We start from the raw sequence: 15,995 nt of genomic DNA on the forward strand, positions 1-15,995 counted from the left end.
CCGTGTGTGTGGGTACGGGAGCAACACGAACAGCGCGTTCGCCCGGTTCACACCCGGGTGGCGGGACGGAGACCGACGTGGAGGAGCAGGCCTTCTGGGTCGGACGCGGCCACGGCGAGATCCGCCCCGTGGCCGTCGGCGCTCCGGGCGCCGGCCAGGTCCGGGTGCGCACGGTGCGCTCGGCGATCAGCCGGGGCACCGAGACGCTGGTGTTCCGCGGCGCCGTCCCGGTCGACCAGCGGGAGCGCATGCGCGCGCCGCACCAGGAGGGGGACTTCCCCGGACCGGTGAAGTACGGATACCTGAGCGTCGGCGTAGTCGAGGACGGCGCGCGGGACCTGCTGGGCCGGACCGTGTTCTGCCTGCACCCCCACCAGACCGCCTACGTCGTCCCGGTCGCCGACGTCACGCTCGTCCCGGACGACGTCCCGGCCGATCGCGCCGTCCTGGCCGGGACCGTCGAGACCGCCGTGAACGCCCTGTGGGACGCCGGCCCCCTGATCGGCGACCGGATCGCCGTCGTCGGCGCCGGCATGGTCGGCTGCTGCGTGGCGCGGCTGCTCGCCCGGCTCCCGGCGGTGGAGGTGGCCCTGGTCGACGTGGACCCGTCGCGGGCCGAGGTCGCCGCGATGCTGGGCGTCGACTTCGCCGGCCCGGGCGAGGTCACCGGCGACCGAGACCTGGTGCTGCACGCCAGCGCCACCGAGGCCGGGCTGCGGACTTCCCTCGAGCTGCTCGCGCCGGACGGCGAGGTCGTCGAGCTGAGCTGGTACGGCGACACCCCGGTCACCCTCCCCCTCGGCGGCGACTTCCACTCGAGGCGGCTGGGGATCCGCGCCAGCCAGGTCGGCGAGGTCGCGCTACGTCGCCGGCACCGCCGCACGCGCTCGCAGCGGCTCGCGCTGGCGCTGGACCTGCTCCGCGACCCGGCGTTCGACGCCCTGCTCACCGGCGCCTCGCCGTTCGAGGAGCTGCCCACGGTGATGGCCGAGCTCGCCGCGGGGACGCGCACGGCGCTGTGCCACACCATCACCTACGACTCCGTGCACTCCCGGGAGGCCTGATGTTCGCCGTGACCGTCCGCGACCACGTGATGATCGCCCACAGCTTCCGGGGCGAGGTCTTCGGACCGGCCCAGCGGCTGCACGGCGCCACCTACGTCATCGACGCCACCTTCCGCGGGCCCGAGCTCGGTCCGGACGGGATCCTGGTCGACATCGGCCGGGCGATCGAGCAGCTCCGGGACGTCCTCGCCGTGGTGAACTACCGCAACCTGGACGACGAGGACGAGTTCCGGGGCGTCAACACCTCGACCGAGGCGATCGCCCGCTGGGTGGCCGACCGGCTCGCTCCCCGGTTCGCCGGCGACGCGGTGACCGAGCTCGAGGTGACCGTGCACGAGTCCCACGTCGCGTGGGCCGGCTACACGAGGCCACTGTGACGATCCACCTGTTCGTCCCGGCCGGCTTCGAGACGCGTCCCAGCGGCGGCAACGTCTACGACCGGCACCTGCGCGACGGGCTGATCGCCCGGGGGTGTGAGGTCGTCACCCACGAGGTTCGGAGCGACGAGGTGGGACCCGCGGTCGCCGCGCTGCCGATCGGAGCGACCGCGCTCGTCGACAGCCTGGTCGCGTCGTGGGCGCCCGAGCCGTTCCTCGGGGCGCCGGTCCGGGTGGTGCCGCTCGTGCACCTGGTCTTCGGGGGTGCGGGGGAGCACGAGCTGCTCGCCCGCGCCCCCGTGGTGGTCGCCACCAGCCGCTGGACCCGCCGCACGCTGCTCCGGGACCTGGACCCTCGGCGGGTGCACGTCGCCACCCCGGGGGCTCCCCGCGTGGTGCCCACCGCCGGCTCGGACGCGGGCTCGGCGCTGCTCTGCGTCGCCGCGCTCACGCCCGCCAAGGGACATGACGTCCTGCTCGCCGCCCTCGGCGAGGTGGCCGACCTCGACTGGACCTGCACCCTGGTCGGCTCCCCGGACCTCGACCGGCCGTTCGCCGACCGCCTCTGCAAGCGGGCGGCCGACAGCGGGATCGCCGACCGCATCCGCTGCGCCGGCGAGCTGGCGCGCTCGGACCTGTACGCCGTCTACGCGTCGTCCGACCTCGCGGTGGTGCCCTCGCGGGAGGAGACGTACGGGATGGTCGTGACCGAGGCCCTCGCCCACGGGCTCCCGGTGCTCGCCAGCGCCGTCGGCGGCGTCCCGGAGGCGCTGGGGGCCGTCGGCGACGAGACACCCGGCGTGCTGGTCGGCCCCGACGATCCCGAGCTCCTGGCGCGCTGCCTGCGCCGCTGGCTGGAGGACCCGGACCTGCGGCGCTCGCTCCGGGAGGTCGCCCTGGCCCGCCGTCGCACGCTGCCCACGTGGGAGGCCACGGCGGCCGCCGTCGCGATCGCCGTGGAGGCGCTGCCATGACGACGCTCGCGACGACGGTCCGGGCGCGCCACGGCGCGTTCCGCCTCGCCGCGGGGGTGGTGATCGTCCTCGTCCTGGTCCGGCAGCTCGGGGCCGACCCCTTCGTCGACGGCCTCCGCGCCGTGCGCCCGTGGGCGGTGCCGGCGGCCGTCCTGCTCACCGCGGGCACCACGTGGTGCTGCGCCAGGCGCTGGACCCTCGTGGCCCAGCGCCACGACGTCCCGCTGCCCCTCGGGGTCGCCTACGCCGCCTACTACCGCTCGCAGCTGCTCAACGTCGTGCTTCCCGGCGGCGTCGTGGGCGACGTGCACCGCGGCGTTCGGCACGGCTGGCGCGGCGTCCTGTGGGAGCGGGGCATCGGCCAGGCGGTGCAGATCGGGCTCGTCGGCGTGCTGGTGCTGCCGCATCCGTGGCGGTGGTGGGGAGTCGCCGCCTTCGTGCTGTCCGCGGTGGCTCTCGGCGCGATCGTGACGTGGTCCGCGCTGAGCACGGTCGGGCACCTGCTGGTCTTCGTGATCGCGGCCCAGCCCACCGGACTGCCGCTCTCCACGGTCCTGCCGATCGGGGCGCTCGTCCTCCTCGGCGCCGCGTGCCCTCTCAACGTCGCCGGCTGGGGTCCCCGCGAGGGCGTGGCCGCCTCCGCGTTCGCGGCGTTCGGCTCCACCGCGGCCACGGGCCTGACCGTGGCCGTCACCTTCGGCGTCCTGTCCAGCCTGGCCACGCTCCCCGGACTCCTGGTCCTGGCCCGCCACGCCACCGGGGAAGGTGCGCCGACGTGAGGCCCTACACGGTCCTGTCCTGCTGCATGTCGCTCGACGGCTACCTGGACGACACCAGCGACTGCCGCCTGCTGCTCTCGAACGACGCCGACCTCGACCGCGTCGACGAGCTGCGCAGCGAGAGCGACGCGATCCTGGTGGGCGCGGCGACGGTCCGGCACGACGACCCGCGCCTGATGGTCCGCTCGGCGGCCCGGGTCGCGCGCCGCCGGTCGGCCGGACGGGCCCCGCAGCCGATCAAGGTCACGGTCACCCAGCACGCCGCGCTCGATGCGCAGGCCCAGTTCTTCACCGTCGGCGACGGACCGAAGCTGGTCTACTGCGCCACCGAGAGCCTGGCCGCCGCCACCGAGCGGCTGGGTGCGCTGGCCACCGTGGTCGACGGCGGCCACCCGGTGGAGCTGGCGAAGGTCGGCGCGGACCTCGTCGAGCGCGGGGTCCGCCGGCTGCTGGTCGAGGGCGGTGGCGAGGTGCTCACGCAGTTCCTCACCGAGAGCCTGGCCGACGAGCTCCACCTGGTCGTCGCGCCGCTCTTCGTGGGCCAGGCCGAGGCCACCCGCTTCGTCGGGCCCGGCACGTTCCCGTTCACCGGAGGCGACCGGGCACGCCTGGTGGAGACCCGCTCGATCGGGGACGTCGTCCTGCTCCGCTACGCGTTGAACCACTCCGGCGTGGCCGACGTGTCAGGGGGAGAGGACCGAGGAGGTCAGCCATGACGGCAGCTCGAGTGGTCGGCGCACTGGCGGCGGTGGTGTCCGCGGTGGTCCACCTGTACCTGTGGTTCGACGGCGTGAAGGACCAGGGGACCGTCGGCGCCCTCTTCGTCGTCAACGTCGTCGCCGGCTTCGCGATCGCGGTGCTCCTGCTGGCCTGGAGGCACTGGATCCCGCTGTTCCTGCTGGCGGGCTTCGGCGCCACCACCCTGGTCTGCTTCCTGATCGCCGTGAACGGCGAGCTCTTCGGCATCTCCACCGACTGGAGCTGGTACGCCTGGGTGGCGGCGGTGTCGGAGGCCGTGGCGGTGCTGGCCGGTGCCTACGGGCTGTACGAGGAGCGGCCCGCACGGCTCACCGCGTCCGGACGGTAGTCAGCAGGCGGGGCCCTCGGTGCAGGTCTCGGCGCCCTCGCCCGCGACGGCCGCGATCGCGCGGGCGGCGTCGCCCAGGGCGGTCAGCTGCTCGTCGGTGAGGACGTCGATCACGAGCCGGCGCACCTCGCGTACGTGACCGGGCGCGATCGCCACGATCTTGGCCAGGCCCGTCTCGGTGAGCCGCGCCTGCATCCGGCGGCCGCCGGGCTCGGCGGCGGGGCACCGCTCGACCCAGCCCGCCTTCTCCAGTCGCGTCAGGGCGTGGGAGAGCCGCGACAGCGAGCCGCGCGCCTCCTCCGCCAGGACCGAGAGTCCGATCGTGTGGCCGGGGGACTGCGACAGGGCCGCCAGCACCTGGTACTCGTACGCGTTCACGCCGGCGTCGCGCTTGAGCTGGGAGTCGATCGCGCTCGGCAGCGTCGACAGCAGGCCGAAGAGGGCGCGCCACTGCTGCTGCTGGTCGTTCGTCAGCCAGCGCACGGATTCCGTGGTGTCGGGGGAGGCAGTGTCGGAGGTCACGCGAACAGGATACCGCCCACGCTTGAACGTTCAAGCAGACCGGACGTAGGGTCGACTTGAACATTCAACTCAAGGAGACCCGCATGACCCTGCTTCGTGTCGACGCCAGCATCCAGGGCCCGATGTCCGCCAGCAGCGCGCTGGCCGATCTCGTCCTCGACGAGTTCACCGCCGCCCGCCCCGAGGTCCCGGTCGTGCGCCGTCACCTCGGTCAGCAGCCCCTCGGAGCCGAGGTGTGGAGCGGGGCCATCGCCGGCAGCTTCACGCCCGAGGAGGACCGCAACGCCGCCCAGCGCGAGGCGATCGCCCTCGCCGAGCAGGTCGCCGACGAGCTGCAGCAGGCCTCGCTGGCCGTCCTGGCGATGCCGCTATACAACTTCGGCATCTCCCAGCACGCCAAGACGTGGATCGACGTCGCTCTGGCCGGTGCCCCGCAGGGCACCCGCCTGCTCGAGGGCACCCCGACCGTCCTGGTCACCACGCGCGGTGGCGCGTACGGCCCGGGCACCCCGCGCGAGGGCTGGGACCACAACACCGACTTCCTGCGCCGGATCCTCGTGGACATCTGGGGCGCCGACCTGACGGTGGTCGAGCGCGAGTTCACCCTCGTCGGCGTCAACCCGGCCCTCGACGAGTTCACCGAGATGGCCTCGATCATGCGCAAGACGGCCGAGGAGGCCGCCACGTCCGCGGGCGCCGACCTCGCGGCCCGCGCCGCCTGAGTCCCGCAGACGCAGCGAGGGCCCCGACCGTCACCGGTCGGGGCCCTCGCTCGTGTCGGACGGTCAGCCCTTCACCTTGATCTTCGTGCTGGCGGTCTTGCCGGCGTAGGCCGTGTTGCCCAGGTACGACACCTTGGCGCTCCACGTGCCCTTCGTCAGCTTCGGCAGCTTGACCGTGGCCTTGCCCGAGCGGACGGTGCCGACGACGGTCCTCGTGCTCGAGCCGCGCTTGAGCACGATCCGGACCTTGCCCGACGCCTTGACCAGGCCGCTCGGCGTCGTGACGGTCACCGTGGCGACGGTGGCCTTCTTGGCGCGAACGGTCTTGCGGGGCTTCAGCGAGACGCCTCGCACGGCCGCCTTCGCCACCGTCACACGCGCCGTGGTGCTGGCCGCCCGGACGTTGGCGTTGCCGCCGTAGACGACCGTCAGCGCGTAGGCCTTCGGCGTCAGGGTGCGCGGCAGCGAGACGTTGGCGCGACCCGCGGCGTCGAGGCGACCGACGTACGACTTCCCGCCGGTGGTCACCGTGACGGTGCCGGTGGGCGTGACGCCCGCGGGACCGGTGACGGTGGTCCGGACGACCGGAGCCGTGCCGTACCGGGTCGCGGCGACCGTGGCCTTCAGCGTGGCGTTCGCCTTCGCGACGACGAGCTCCGCCGCCTCGGACTCCGACGCGCCGTACTTGTCGTCACCGGTGTAGCGGGCGACGAGCGAGTGGCGACCCGCCGGCGTGGTGGCGGGCACCGTGAAGGTGGCCGTGCCGTCCTCGATCGCGGCCGTGAGCGGCTCGCCGGGCAGGCCGGTGAGTCGCACCGAGCCGGTCGCGCCCTCGGTGACCGTGGCGGTCACCGTGCCACCGGCGCCGTGGGTCACCGACGCCGGAACGCTGAGGCTCGTCGTCGACGGATCGCCCGCGACCGCGAACGAGACGGACGCCTGCGAGGGCTCGATCACGTCGCCGCGACCGAGGTAGCGGACCGTGAGGTCGGTCTCGCCGGCCGGCTGCGCCGGGAGCACGATCGAGGCGGTGCCGTCGCGCTTGAGCCGCGCCTGGGCGACCTTCTGGGCGCCGTCGAACACCGCGACGAAGCCGGAGGGCTTGCCGGTGTCGAAGACGAGCGGCGTGTTGGCATTGGCGGAGTTCAGCGAGATGTACGGCGCGTAGCCGGCCGCGGCGACCGAGACGTCGAGCGTGGGCGTGCCGCCGACCGAGACCGGGCCGACCTCGGCGACGGTCGTGGTGCTGGCGTGCGCCTGCTTCGCGAAGCCGCGGAAGACCGTGTGGATCTCGTCGATGGCCTCCTTGGCGAACGCGCGCTGGCTCTGCAGGGAGTTCGCGCCCGTCTCGCTGGTCGGGTTGAGGGCGCCGCGCAGGGTCGCGTCGCCCTTCGCCAGGTCGCGACCGGCGACGTACCACCACTCGGTCATGTGCTCGGTGTGTCCGCCGTCGTCGTTGCGACGGATGGCCTGGTCGACGACCGGGGCCGGGTTGCCGAGCGCGTCGACGTGGTCCTTGTTGTACGTCAGCACGTGACCGACCTGGATCTTGCGCGCCTGGCGCAGCTCCTTGGTCGTGTCGCCGCCGGGGTAGTACGAGACGGCGTTGACGCTGCCGCCGCCGAGGTCGGCGACGTCCTGGGCCGTGCGGTACTGCGTGGACGCGTTCGGCAGGTACGTGTTGACGAGGTCGCCGTAGAGGTGCGACGGGCGCGAGGCCTTCAGCGTGCCGTCCTCGGTGGTCGCCAGGGCGTTGTCGCGGATGTGACCGAGGTCGGAGCCGCCGTTGCCCGTGGAGAAGAGCGAGAAGTCGAAGTTGTAGACCGTCTTCACGCCGTACTGCTGCGCGTCCGCGTTCACGTCCTTGATGATCGCGCGGGTGTTGTGGCACCACGTGCCGCCGAACAGCAGCGGGATGTCGCCGGGCTTGCCGAGCAGGTGGATGAGCTCGGGGTAGGTGAGCGTCTGGATCCGGAAGCCGTCCGTGCCGTCGGCGTCGGTCAGGATCTGGCCGCCGTGCGTCTCCGCCGTGGGGTACGACGCGCTGTGGCGGCGGTTGACCTCGTCCTTCTGGAACTGGAAGTTCGTGTTGGTGGCGTAGCTGGAGACGCTGCCGAGCACGTCCTCGACCTGGTCCTCGTACGCCGCGACCTCGGTCGGGGTGTCGAGGTCGGCCGCGGTCTTGGCGCCGCCCAGCGCGGCGACGATGCGGTCCTCGACACCGCCGTCGACGCGGTCCTTGTTGTAGACGAACAGGTACGGGTCGGTGGCCGCGTTCTTCGTGAACGTGGTCTGCGCGTCCTTGTTCAGGTAGTCGGTGATCAGCCGGTTGCCGACGTTGCCGTAGAACGTGCGGCCGGCCTCGTTGAGGCCGGAGCGGCTGAGGTCCCAGACGTTCAGGGTGTCGCCGTCGAGCTTGGGCGTGAAGTTGTAGACCTTCGTGATGCCCTGGGCCTTCGCCACGCGGTTGACGTGCGCGATCGTGGCCTGGCTCGACGGGTCGGACGGGTCGCCGATGAAGAAGGCGATGTTGCCGGTCTGGTTCTTCAGCAGGTACTCGAAGCGCTCGATCGTCACGGTCTCGAAGACGCTGTTCGCGCCGAGGTCGTCGTACACGTCGTCGAAGTAGTCGACGGTGACGCCGAGGGAGGGGACGGGCGCCGCGGCGTGCGCGGTGGTCGTCGTCAGGCCGAGCAGCGAGGCCGTCAGGGCCCCGACGGCGGCGGCCGCGAGTCCGCGCCGCACGGGGCGCCGGAGGGAGGTGGTCATGGTGGTGTCGCTTTCTCCTGCCACACTGGGCAGGCCGGTTCAGGGGAGTGTTCTCGTGGGTCGGTGGGCTGGATCGCCGGGCGTGTGCATGTCGGGCGATCCAGCCGTCCTGCACATCGCCGTGGTCAGGCGATCACCTCCGCGAGTCGCGAGCGCGTCGCACGGCGGCGACCGGTCAGCACGTGCCACGTGAGCGACCCGACGCCGGCCAGCGCCAGGACGACCAGGATGGCCAGGCCCGTGTGCGGCGGGACGGTCTCGGCGACCTCGGTCACCGCGGCGGCCGCGGCCACCTCGGCGCCGCCGACCTCGACCGGCGTGCTGGAGATCTCGGTGCCGTCGAACAGCACGACGAGCGAGTGCTCGCCGGCCTCGACCGTCTCGGGGATCGTGACCGCGGTGGTGAAGCCGCCGTTCGCGTCGGTGGCGACCGTGCCCAGGACCACCGGGGTGGAGTGCAGCTCGAGCGTGAGCTCGGGGACGTCGGCGGCGAAGCCGGTGCCGGTCACGGTGACCGCGGCGCCGGGCTCGAGGTCACCGGTGACGGCGACCGTGCCGACGACCTCGGTGACCGGCTTGCCGACCGTGGCGATCTCCGACGGCGGGGAGGACGGCGACTCGCCGGCCTCGTTCACGGCGCGCACCGCGGCGCGGTAGGTGCCGTCGGGCAGGTCGGTGAAGGTGTGGGTCGTGGTCGTGGCGTCGAGCTGCACCGGGTCGGCGCCGCTGAAGCGCAGGACGTAGCCGGTGACGCTCTCGAGCTCGGCGTCGGGGCTGGCCTGCCACGTGACCGTGACGTCCTTGCCGTCGACCGTCAGGACGGGCGCGGCGGGCGCGGACGGCGCGCCCTCGGCGACGACCTCGTTCTCGTCGACGCCGAGGCTGTCGGTCGTGGTGGTCGGCGCGCCGGTGTCGACCGACTTCTTCGTCGTGGGCTTGGTCGTCGGCTTCGCGGTGGGCTTGGCGACGGGCTTCGTGGTCGGCTTCGTCGTGGGCTTGGCGGTCGGCTTCGGGGTCGGCTCCGCCTTGATCTCGTCGGCGTACTTCACGTCGTTGGGGTTGCCCTGCCAGATGCCCGTCTTGCGGCTGGGCAGGACGTACTTGCCGTCGTCGTCCTGGTAGCAGCCGCTGATCGGCGTGCACCACTGGTCGGCGGGCAGGGCGTCGAGCGCGCGGCCCATGTCGTCGTTGAGGCACGGCTGGTCGTCGCCGCCGTCGACCCAGGTGATGCTCGCGGCCTTCGCGGGCACGAGCAGGCCCTGGCCGGAGAGCAGGATGGTCGTCGCGAGGGCGAACGCCAGGAGCAGGTGCAGCGGCCGGGGCAGGCGCAGGGACTTCGAGGTCACGAGGACTCCTTCGGTGGGGGGTGCGGGGGTCAGCGGGTGGAGCCGAGCGGACGGCGCTCGGTGGGACGGTCGTCGATCGAGCAGGCGCCGACGGGGACGCCGCGGGCCACGGGGATCTCGCCGACCGCGGCCTCGAGGCGCTCCTTGGCCGAGGCCTCGTGCGGGACGACGGCCTCCTTGCGGCCGGCGAACACGTCGTCGTCGAGGCGGCCGACGCGGCGGGCCACGACGGTGGCCGCGACCGCGGCCGCGGTGACGTTGGTCATCGTGCGGGCCATGTCGACGATCGCGCTGATCGGCAGCGTGAGGATGACGACCTCGAGCGGCAGGCCGGCCGCGGTGAGCACGGTGGTGGCCACGATCGTGGCGGTGCCCGGGACGCCGGCGGTGCCGATCGACACCAGGAGGCACAGCACGACGAGCAGCGCGTAGTCCGCCAGCCCGTAGGAGAGTCCCAGGCCGTTGATGGCGTAGACCGCGAGCATGATCGGCCAGATGCCGGCGCAGCCGGGCATGCCGATCGTGGTGCCGAGCGGGGCGGTGAAGCCGGCGACGTCGGACGGGACGCCCACGCGCTGGGTCAGCACCGTGGTGGTGACGGGCAGGGTGCCGGCGCTGCTCTGCGTCGTGAACGCGGTGCTCTGCGCCGGGAAGATCTTGCGGAAGAACGCGAGCGGGCTCACGTGGGCGGCGCTGCGCAGGATCACCGCGTTCACGACGAAGGTGTGCACGAAGCAGGCGACGTAGCCGACCACCAGCAGGCCCAGCAGCGAGAGCAGCTGGTCGCGGCGGCCGACCGCCGAGGAGGCGGCGCCCGCCGTCAGCACCAGGACCGCGTAGGGCGTGAGGGCGATGACGTAGCCGACGGCCTTGTAGATGATGACGCGGCCGGCCTCGACGAGGTTCAGGAACGGCGCGACCGTCTTCGGCGACCGCTCGGCGACGACCGCGGTGGCCACCGCGACGAGCAGCGTGAAGACGATGATCGGGATGATGTTGTTCTCCGAGACGTCCTTGACGATGTTCGTCGGGAAGAACCCGATGAAGACCTCGGCGAACGGCCGCTGGATCTCGTCGAGCGAGCGGGTGTCGACGCCGGCGGTCTCGAGGTCGGCGTTCTTGCCGATTCCCAGCTCGAGGGTGAGCCCGAGCGTCAGCAGGATCGCGATGAGGTTCATGCCGAGCAGCCAGACCGTGGAGGAGAGGCCGATCGTGCGCAGCTTCGCGGTGGAGCCGAGCGACGTGACGCTGGACAGGATCGACACGATCACCAGCGGGGCGACGATCGCCAGCAGCAGGTTGATGTAGATGCGGCCGAGCGGCGCGAGGTAGTCGACGTGATCGCGGAAGACGACGCCGACGGCGGCGCCGACGACGAGCGCCCCGATCGTCAGCACGGCGAAGTTCACGCCGATGCGGCCCAGGACCCACACGCCCGCGAACAGGCCGAAGGTCACGGCCAGGGCCACCAGGTTCCACGTGTCCACGCGGCTCCTCCTCGAGATCGGCGCGGGTCGGATCCCGGGCGCTGATGGTGATCCTGTCGGTCCGCGAGCGCGCCGGATGACGATCTCAAGATGAGAGACGCCGTCCGCATGATGAGATTTGCCGTGGTAGGCGCAGCGGACTGGCAGGCTCTGGCTCACGGTCACGAGTGCCAGCCGCGTCCTCGACGCACAGCCCCGGCTTGCTGGTCGGCAACCCTCCGTCGCGGCGGGGTGCTCCGGGTGAGGACCGGGCCTCGGCCGACCGGCCGGGGCAAGCGCGAGTCACCCCGGAGGTCCTCCATGTCGTCTGTCCTGTCCCACGCCGACTGTCCGCTGCTGCCCCTCGTGGGAGCCGACGTCACCGTCCCCCTCGTCGACGGCCGCTCGGTGCGTCACGTCAACCTCGACGGCGCCGCCAGCGCGCCCGCCCTGGCCTCCGTCGCGGAGCGCGTCAACGCCGTGCTGCCCTGGTACGCCAGCGTCCACCGCGGCGCCGGCTACGCCTCGCAGGTGTCCACCGCGCTGTACGAGCAGGCGCGCGAGGCCGTCGGCTCGTTCGTCGGTGCGCGGTCCGGCGACGTCACGATCTTCACGCGGAACACGACCGACGCGACCAACCTGCTGGCGGGCGCGGTGCCCGGCCGGGTGCTGGTCCTCGACGTGGAGCACCACGCGAACCTGCTGCCGTGGCGGCGCAGCCTCGGCGGCTGCGAGGTGCTCGGGGTCCAGTCCACCGTCGGCGCCACGTTGAAGGCACTCGCGTCGGTGCTGTCGCGCCGCCAGATCAGCCTGCTGTCCGTCACGGGCGCCTCGAACGTCACGGGCGAGTCGCTGCCGATCGACGCGGTCGTCGACCTCGCCCACCGGTACGGCGCGCGGGTCTTCGTCGACGGCGCGCAGCTGCTAGCCCACCGGGCACTCTCGCTGGCCGAGTCGGGCGTCGACTACGTCGCCTTCTCCGGCCACAAGGTGCATGCGCCCTTCGGTGCGGGCGCGCTCGTGGGTCGTCGCGACTGGCTCGAGGGCATCGAGCCGTACCTCGCCGGTGGCGGCGCCGTGCGGCGGATCACCGACGAGGACGTCGAGTGGACCGACGGCCCCGCGCGCCACGAGGCGGGCACGCCGAACCTCGTCGGCGCGGTCGCGCTGGCCGCGGCCGCGGAGGCGCTGTCGTCGCTCGAGTCCGACGCGGTGGTCGCGCACGAGGCCGCGCTGCGGTCGCGGCTCGTCGACGGACTCCGCGAGCTGCCCGGCGTGGACGTCGCGCGCATCTGGTCGGACTCGGCCGAGCCGATCGGCGTGGTCACGTTCCGCCTCGAGGGAGTCGATCCGGGTCTGCTGGCGGCGTTCCTGGCGGCCGAGCACGGTGTGTCGGTGCGCGACGGTCGCTTCTGCGCGCACCCGCTGCTCGACCGTCTCGGCTGGGGCGACGGCGCGGTCCGGGCGAGCATCGGGGTGGGCAGCCGCGCCGAGGACGTCGAGCGCCTGCTGGCCGGCGTGCGCGCCTGGGTCGCGGGGGAGCGGGTGGCCGAGTACCGCCGCGACGCCGGGGTCTGGGTCGTGGTGGACGACCCGCGGCCGACGCCGGCGTCCCTCGACATCGACCGCCTCGTCGCCACCGCGGCCGCCTGCGCCCCGGTCACCGTCTGAGAGCCGCCCCGCCCTCCGGGGGTACGGATCTTTCGACCTTGAGGTCGCTCCAGCGACACCTTGGCACCACGATGCGTTCCCGGGAGGGCGTCAGGCGGGCGGTGGCGGGGGACAGGTGTCGAGCATCGAGGTCAGGGCGCGGGCCTCGCTCGCGTCGACGGCGAGGTCCCAGCGCTGCTTCACGTCGATCCAGCGGGTGGCGTAGGCGCACTGAAAGGCGGCCTTCGGGCGCCAGCCGGCTGGGTCCTGTGAGCCCTTCGAGGCGTTCGTCGGACCGTCCGCGGCCACGAGCGACGGCAGGTCGTTCGCGAACCGCGAGCGTCGCTCGGGACTCCACGCGTGCGCGCCCGAGACCCAGGCCTCGGCGAGGGGGACGACGTGGTCGATCTGGATCGCCTGGGCCTGGCGCTGGTCCTTGAGGTCGTCGAAGTCCAGTCGCGTGCCGCGGTACGGGTCGACCCACGAGCCCGCGATCACGTCGTGCTGGCAGGAGCGCTGCACCTGGACGACCACGGTGCCCGGCACCGCGTCGCGCAGCAGCACGTCGTCGCGCTGGTTGCAGCCGTTGCCGTCGACGTCCCGCCACGCCGGACCGAAGGCGTCGCGGTCGTAGGCAGGAACGCGCGGCCGCCGGTCGACGGTGCGCAACCCGTCGAGGGCGACGCGTGCCTGGGCCGGCTCGAGCGTGGGCGCCGGCGCGACCGCGGCATCGTCGCCGGGCTCGACGAGGCCGAGCAGCTCGCACCCCGCCAAGGGGACGAGGAGCAGCGAGAGCAGCACGGACGGCAGACGCACGGGGCCACTGTGGCAGGTGGGTCCGACACAGGGAGTCGTCCACCCCTCAGGGCGCGCCGGACTCCAGCGGCCGCTTGAACCCCTCGTGGCTCGCCGTGTAGCCGAGGGACTCGTAGAACCGGTGGGCGTCGGTGCGGCGCTTGTCCGAGGTCAGCTGCGCGAGGGTGGCTCCGCGGGCCGCGCCCCACGCGTGGGCCCAGCCGATCAGGGCGCGTCCGAGTCCCGAGCCGCGGGTCGACGACGCGACGCGGACCGCCTCGATCAGCAGCCGCTTCACCCCGCCGCGCGACAGTCCGGGGAGCAGGGTCAGCTGCATCGTCGCGACGAGCGCGCCGTCGTCGTCGCGGACCACCACCAGGAGGTGGGCGTCGTCGCGGTCGACCTCGCGGAACGCCTCGACGTAAGGACCGAGATTCTCCGACTCGCGGCCCGCCCCGATCTCGTCGTCGGTCAGCAGCGCGACGATGCCGGGCACGTCCGGCTCGGTGGCGCGCTCGAGGGCGAAGGCGCGGCCGTCCAGCGTGAGCGTGTCCATGGCGCCAGTCTCACAGCCCGGGAGGGGGCGCCCCGAGGGGCCTCAGTGACGGATGGCCTCCCGGACCCGCGTCGTGAGGGCGGCGAACTCGGGCAGGGCCCGCAGGTCGGTGGGCGACAGCTGTCGCTCGGCGGTGGAGAACCGCGCCGACTCGTCGAGCACGATCCGCCCGGGTCGCGGGCTCATCACGAGCACACGGGTACCGAGGAACACCGCCTCCTCGACGTCGTGCGTGATGAACAGGATCGTCTTGCCCGTCTCGCGCCAGATCGTGAGCAGCTCGTCCTGGAGCCGCTCGCGGGTGAGCGCGTCGAGGGCGCCGAAGGGCTCGTCCATCAGCACGATCTCGGGATCGTTCGCCAGCACCCGGGCGATCTGGGCGCGCTGCTGCATGCCACCCGAGAGCTCGTAGGGGCGCAGCCCGGCAGCGTCGCCGAGGCCCACCAGCTCGAGGTAGCGGTCGGCGATCGCCCGGCGCTCCGCCTTCGCGACCCCGCGCAGCCGCGGCCCGAGCGCCACGTTGGCACGCACGTCGAGCCACGGGTACAGCGTCGGCCGCTGGAACACGACGCCACGCTCGGCGCCCGGCCCCGAGACCGGCCGGCCGCCGACCGCGATGGAGCCGCTCGTCGGCGCGCCGAAGCCCGCGACGAGCCGCAGCAGCGTGGTCTTGCCGCACCCCGACGGTCCCGCGAGGGTGACGAACTCGCCGGGCTCGATCACGAGGTCGATCCCGTCGAGGGCGTGCACCTCACCGTCGCGGGCCCGGAACCGGTGGTCCAGGCCCGCGACCGTCACCGCGAGGTCGTGGCGGGCGGTGCCGACCGTCATGACGCGGCGGACTCCGCGGGCGCCGCATCGACGCCGTCCCTGTACACCGACTCGTCCTCGACCTTCGAGATGCCGTCCTGCGTCAGCAGGAACTTCGCCGTGCTGAACAGGTCGGTCCCGAGCTTGCCGCCCAGGTAGTCCGGCCCCGCCTGCTCGGAGGCGTCGAGGAAGACGAAGCCGTCGAACAGCTTCTCGGCCTCCTCGGTCGAGACGCCCACCTCCACGGCGACGCTCTCGGCGGCCTTCTTCGGGTCCTCCTTGATCTGCTTGACGGCGTAGTCCTGCGCCTTCGCCCAGACCTCGAGCACCTCGGGGTTGGCCTCGGCGAACGCGGTGTCGGCGATCGCGAGGTCGAACGTGGGCTTGCCGGCCTTCGCGGTGTCCTCGCTGGAGAGGATCACCTCGCCGCCCTGGCTCACCAGCTCGCTGAGCGTCGGGTCCCAGATCCACGCCGCGTCGATGTCGCCGCGACCCCACGCGGGGGCGATCTGCTCGGGCTCGGAGTTGATCAGCTTGTAGTCCGACGCGTCCTCGCCGGCGTCGGCGATCGCCTGCAGCAGCGAGAAGTGCGCGGTCGAGCCGAACGGCGTCGCGATCGTCCTTCCCTTCAGGCCGGCGATGTCGGTGGCGTCGACGCCCTCGCGCACGACGAGCGACTCCGCCGTGCCGATGACGTCGTGGATCCACACGACCGAGACCGGCAGGTTCAGCGGCGCCGACAGTGCCTTCGTGCTGGGGGAGGAGCCCGCGAGGCCGATGTCGAGGCTGCCACCGCCGAAGGCCTGGATGACGTCACCGCCGGACGCGAAGTTGCTCCACTTCACGGTGGCGTTCGGCAGGCAGTTCTCCAGGATGCGCTGGTCCTTCACGACCACGTCGCCGTTGGGGATCTTCTGGAAGCCCAGGCGCAGCGTGCCGGTGAAGTCCTCGTTCGCCTCGAACGGGCAGTCGCCCGAGGACGCCTCGGCCTCGTCCCCGCCGACGCCGCAGGCGCCGAGGGTCAGGGCGAGCGTCGCCGCGGCGCCGGCCGCGAGCAGCTTCAGTGGAGCCTTCATGG

General features: G+C 72.9%; 16 protein-coding genes and 1 riboswitch. Of the genes, 8 read left to right on the forward strand and 8 right to left on the reverse strand.

Annotation, left to right across the window (positions count from 1 at the left end; all coding sequences use genetic code 11):
- The first annotated feature begins 77 nt into the window (after nt 1-77).
- The 6 genes from ACK99Q_RS09840 to ACK99Q_RS09865 are packed head-to-tail and all read left to right on the forward strand — an operon-like array spanning nt 78 to nt 4,281.
- Nucleotides 78-1,064: a zinc-dependent alcohol dehydrogenase gene (locus ACK99Q_RS09840; RefSeq protein WP_410185936.1), complete on the forward strand. Its 987-nt coding sequence runs from the start codon at nt 78-80 to the stop codon at nt 1,062-1,064.
- Nucleotides 1,064-1,441 (forward strand): 6-pyruvoyl trahydropterin synthase family protein, encoded by a 378-nt coding sequence (locus tag ACK99Q_RS09845; RefSeq protein ID WP_410185937.1) that lies wholly within the window; start codon nt 1,064-1,066, stop codon nt 1,439-1,441. Before ACK99Q_RS09840 ends, ACK99Q_RS09845 begins: the two co-directional genes overlap by 1 nt.
- Nucleotides 1,438-2,415: a glycosyltransferase family 4 protein gene (locus ACK99Q_RS09850; RefSeq protein WP_410185938.1), complete on the forward strand. Its 978-nt coding sequence runs from the start codon at nt 1,438-1,440 to the stop codon at nt 2,413-2,415. The genes ACK99Q_RS09845 and ACK99Q_RS09850 overlap by 4 nt, the downstream gene beginning before the upstream one ends.
- On the forward strand, nt 2,412-3,194 hold the full coding sequence (locus tag ACK99Q_RS09855; protein ID WP_410185939.1) for a lysylphosphatidylglycerol synthase domain-containing protein: 783 nt from the start codon (nt 2,412-2,414) through the stop codon (nt 3,192-3,194). Before ACK99Q_RS09850 ends, ACK99Q_RS09855 begins: the two co-directional genes overlap by 4 nt.
- On the forward strand, nt 3,191-3,910 hold the full coding sequence (locus ACK99Q_RS09860; RefSeq protein ID WP_410185940.1) for a RibD family protein: 720 nt from the start codon (nt 3,191-3,193) through the stop codon (nt 3,908-3,910). The genes ACK99Q_RS09855 and ACK99Q_RS09860 overlap by 4 nt, the downstream gene beginning before the upstream one ends.
- Nucleotides 3,907-4,281 carry a hypothetical protein gene (locus ACK99Q_RS09865; RefSeq protein WP_410185941.1) on the forward strand — a complete coding sequence of 125 codons (375 nt, stop codon included), beginning with the start codon at nt 3,907-3,909 and terminating at the stop codon, nt 4,279-4,281. Before ACK99Q_RS09860 ends, ACK99Q_RS09865 begins: the two co-directional genes overlap by 4 nt.
- On the opposite strand, the gene ACK99Q_RS09870 is transcribed toward ACK99Q_RS09865, so the two are convergent.
- Nucleotides 4,282-4,803: a MarR family winged helix-turn-helix transcriptional regulator gene (locus tag ACK99Q_RS09870; protein ID WP_410185942.1), complete on the reverse strand. Its 522-nt coding sequence runs from the start codon at nt 4,801-4,803 to the stop codon at nt 4,282-4,284.
- 83 nt (nt 4,804-4,886) lie between these two features.
- Between ACK99Q_RS09870 and ACK99Q_RS09875 the strand changes: the two genes are divergently transcribed.
- Nucleotides 4,887-5,525 carry an FMN-dependent NADH-azoreductase gene (locus ACK99Q_RS09875; protein WP_410185943.1) on the forward strand — a complete coding sequence of 213 codons (639 nt, stop codon included), beginning with the start codon at nt 4,887-4,889 and terminating at the stop codon, nt 5,523-5,525.
- Nucleotides 5,526-5,588: 63 nt separating this feature from the next.
- On the opposite strand, the gene ACK99Q_RS09880 is transcribed toward ACK99Q_RS09875, so the two are convergent.
- From ACK99Q_RS09880 to ACK99Q_RS09890, 3 genes are all read right to left on the reverse strand, one after another.
- A complete protein-coding gene (locus ACK99Q_RS09880; RefSeq protein WP_410185944.1) occupies nt 5,589-8,294 on the reverse strand; it encodes an Ig-like domain-containing protein in 2,706 nt (901 codons plus the stop codon).
- Between the two features lie 125 nt (nt 8,295-8,419).
- Nucleotides 8,420-9,640, reverse strand: a complete 1,221-nt coding sequence (locus tag ACK99Q_RS09885) for a fibronectin type III domain-containing protein (protein ID WP_410185945.1) — start codon at nt 9,638-9,640, stop codon at nt 8,420-8,422.
- A gap of 29 nt (nt 9,641-9,669) precedes the next feature.
- Nucleotides 9,670-11,127, reverse strand: a complete 1,458-nt coding sequence (locus tag ACK99Q_RS09890) for a dicarboxylate/amino acid:cation symporter (protein WP_410185946.1) — start codon at nt 11,125-11,127, stop codon at nt 9,670-9,672.
- Between the two features lie 159 nt (nt 11,128-11,286).
- Nucleotides 11,287-11,411: riboswitch (SAM riboswitch) on the forward strand.
- A 16-nt stretch (nt 11,412-11,427) separates the two neighbouring features.
- Between ACK99Q_RS09890 and ACK99Q_RS09895 the strand changes: the two genes are divergently transcribed.
- Nucleotides 11,428-12,777, forward strand: a complete 1,350-nt coding sequence (locus tag ACK99Q_RS09895; RefSeq protein WP_410185947.1) for an aminotransferase class V-fold PLP-dependent enzyme — start codon at nt 11,428-11,430, stop codon at nt 12,775-12,777.
- 90 nt (nt 12,778-12,867) lie between these two features.
- Here the strand turns inward: ACK99Q_RS09895 and ACK99Q_RS09900 are convergent, their stop codons facing one another.
- The 4 genes from ACK99Q_RS09900 to ACK99Q_RS09915 are packed head-to-tail and all read right to left on the reverse strand — an operon-like array spanning nt 12,868 to nt 15,993.
- On the reverse strand, nt 12,868-13,572 hold the full coding sequence (locus tag ACK99Q_RS09900; protein ID WP_410185948.1) for an HNH endonuclease family protein: 705 nt from the start codon (nt 13,570-13,572) through the stop codon (nt 12,868-12,870).
- A gap of 46 nt (nt 13,573-13,618) precedes the next feature.
- On the reverse strand, nt 13,619-14,107 hold the full coding sequence (locus ACK99Q_RS09905) for a GNAT family N-acetyltransferase (protein ID WP_410185949.1): 489 nt from the start codon (nt 14,105-14,107) through the stop codon (nt 13,619-13,621).
- A gap of 42 nt (nt 14,108-14,149) precedes the next feature.
- Nucleotides 14,150-14,938 carry an ABC transporter ATP-binding protein gene (locus ACK99Q_RS09910; protein WP_410185950.1) on the reverse strand — a complete coding sequence of 263 codons (789 nt, stop codon included), beginning with the start codon at nt 14,936-14,938 and terminating at the stop codon, nt 14,150-14,152.
- Nucleotides 14,935-15,993 (reverse strand): ABC transporter substrate-binding protein, encoded by a 1,059-nt coding sequence (locus tag ACK99Q_RS09915; protein ID WP_410185951.1) that lies wholly within the window; start codon nt 15,991-15,993, stop codon nt 14,935-14,937. Before ACK99Q_RS09915 ends, ACK99Q_RS09910 begins: the two co-directional genes overlap by 4 nt.
- Nucleotides 15,994-15,995: the final 2 nt, after the last annotated feature.

Origin of the sequence: Aeromicrobium sp. MLTX1 (genome assembly GCF_046452335.1) — a bacterium.
GTDB lineage: Bacteria > Actinomycetota > Actinomycetes > Propionibacteriales > Nocardioidaceae > Aeromicrobium.

Bases quoted from the DNA above. Each gene is read 5' to 3' on its own strand.
- ACK99Q_RS09845 (WP_410185937.1), top strand. From the start codon at position 1,064: ATGTTCGCCGTGACCGTCCGCGACCACGTGATGATCGCCCACAGCTTC.
- ACK99Q_RS09855 (WP_410185939.1), top strand. From the start codon at position 2,412: ATGACGACGCTCGCGACGACGGTCCGGGCGCGCCACGGCGCGTTCCGC.
- ACK99Q_RS09865 (WP_410185941.1), top strand. From the start codon at position 3,907: ATGACGGCAGCTCGAGTGGTCGGCGCACTGGCGGCGGTGGTGTCCGCG.
- ACK99Q_RS09875 (WP_410185943.1), top strand. From the start codon at position 4,887: ATGACCCTGCTTCGTGTCGACGCCAGCATCCAGGGCCCGATGTCCGCC.
- ACK99Q_RS09880 (WP_410185944.1), bottom strand. From the start codon at position 8,294: ATGACCACCTCCCTCCGGCGCCCCGTGCGGCGCGGACTCGCGGCCGCC.
- ACK99Q_RS09895 (WP_410185947.1), top strand. From the start codon at position 11,428: ATGTCGTCTGTCCTGTCCCACGCCGACTGTCCGCTGCTGCCCCTCGTG.
- ACK99Q_RS09905 (WP_410185949.1), bottom strand. From the start codon at position 14,107: ATGGACACGCTCACGCTGGACGGCCGCGCCTTCGCCCTCGAGCGCGCC.
- ACK99Q_RS09910 (WP_410185950.1), bottom strand. From the start codon at position 14,938: ATGACGGTCGGCACCGCCCGCCACGACCTCGCGGTGACGGTCGCGGGC.
- ACK99Q_RS09915 (WP_410185951.1), bottom strand. From the start codon at position 15,993: ATGAAGGCTCCACTGAAGCTGCTCGCGGCCGGCGCCGCGGCGACGCTC.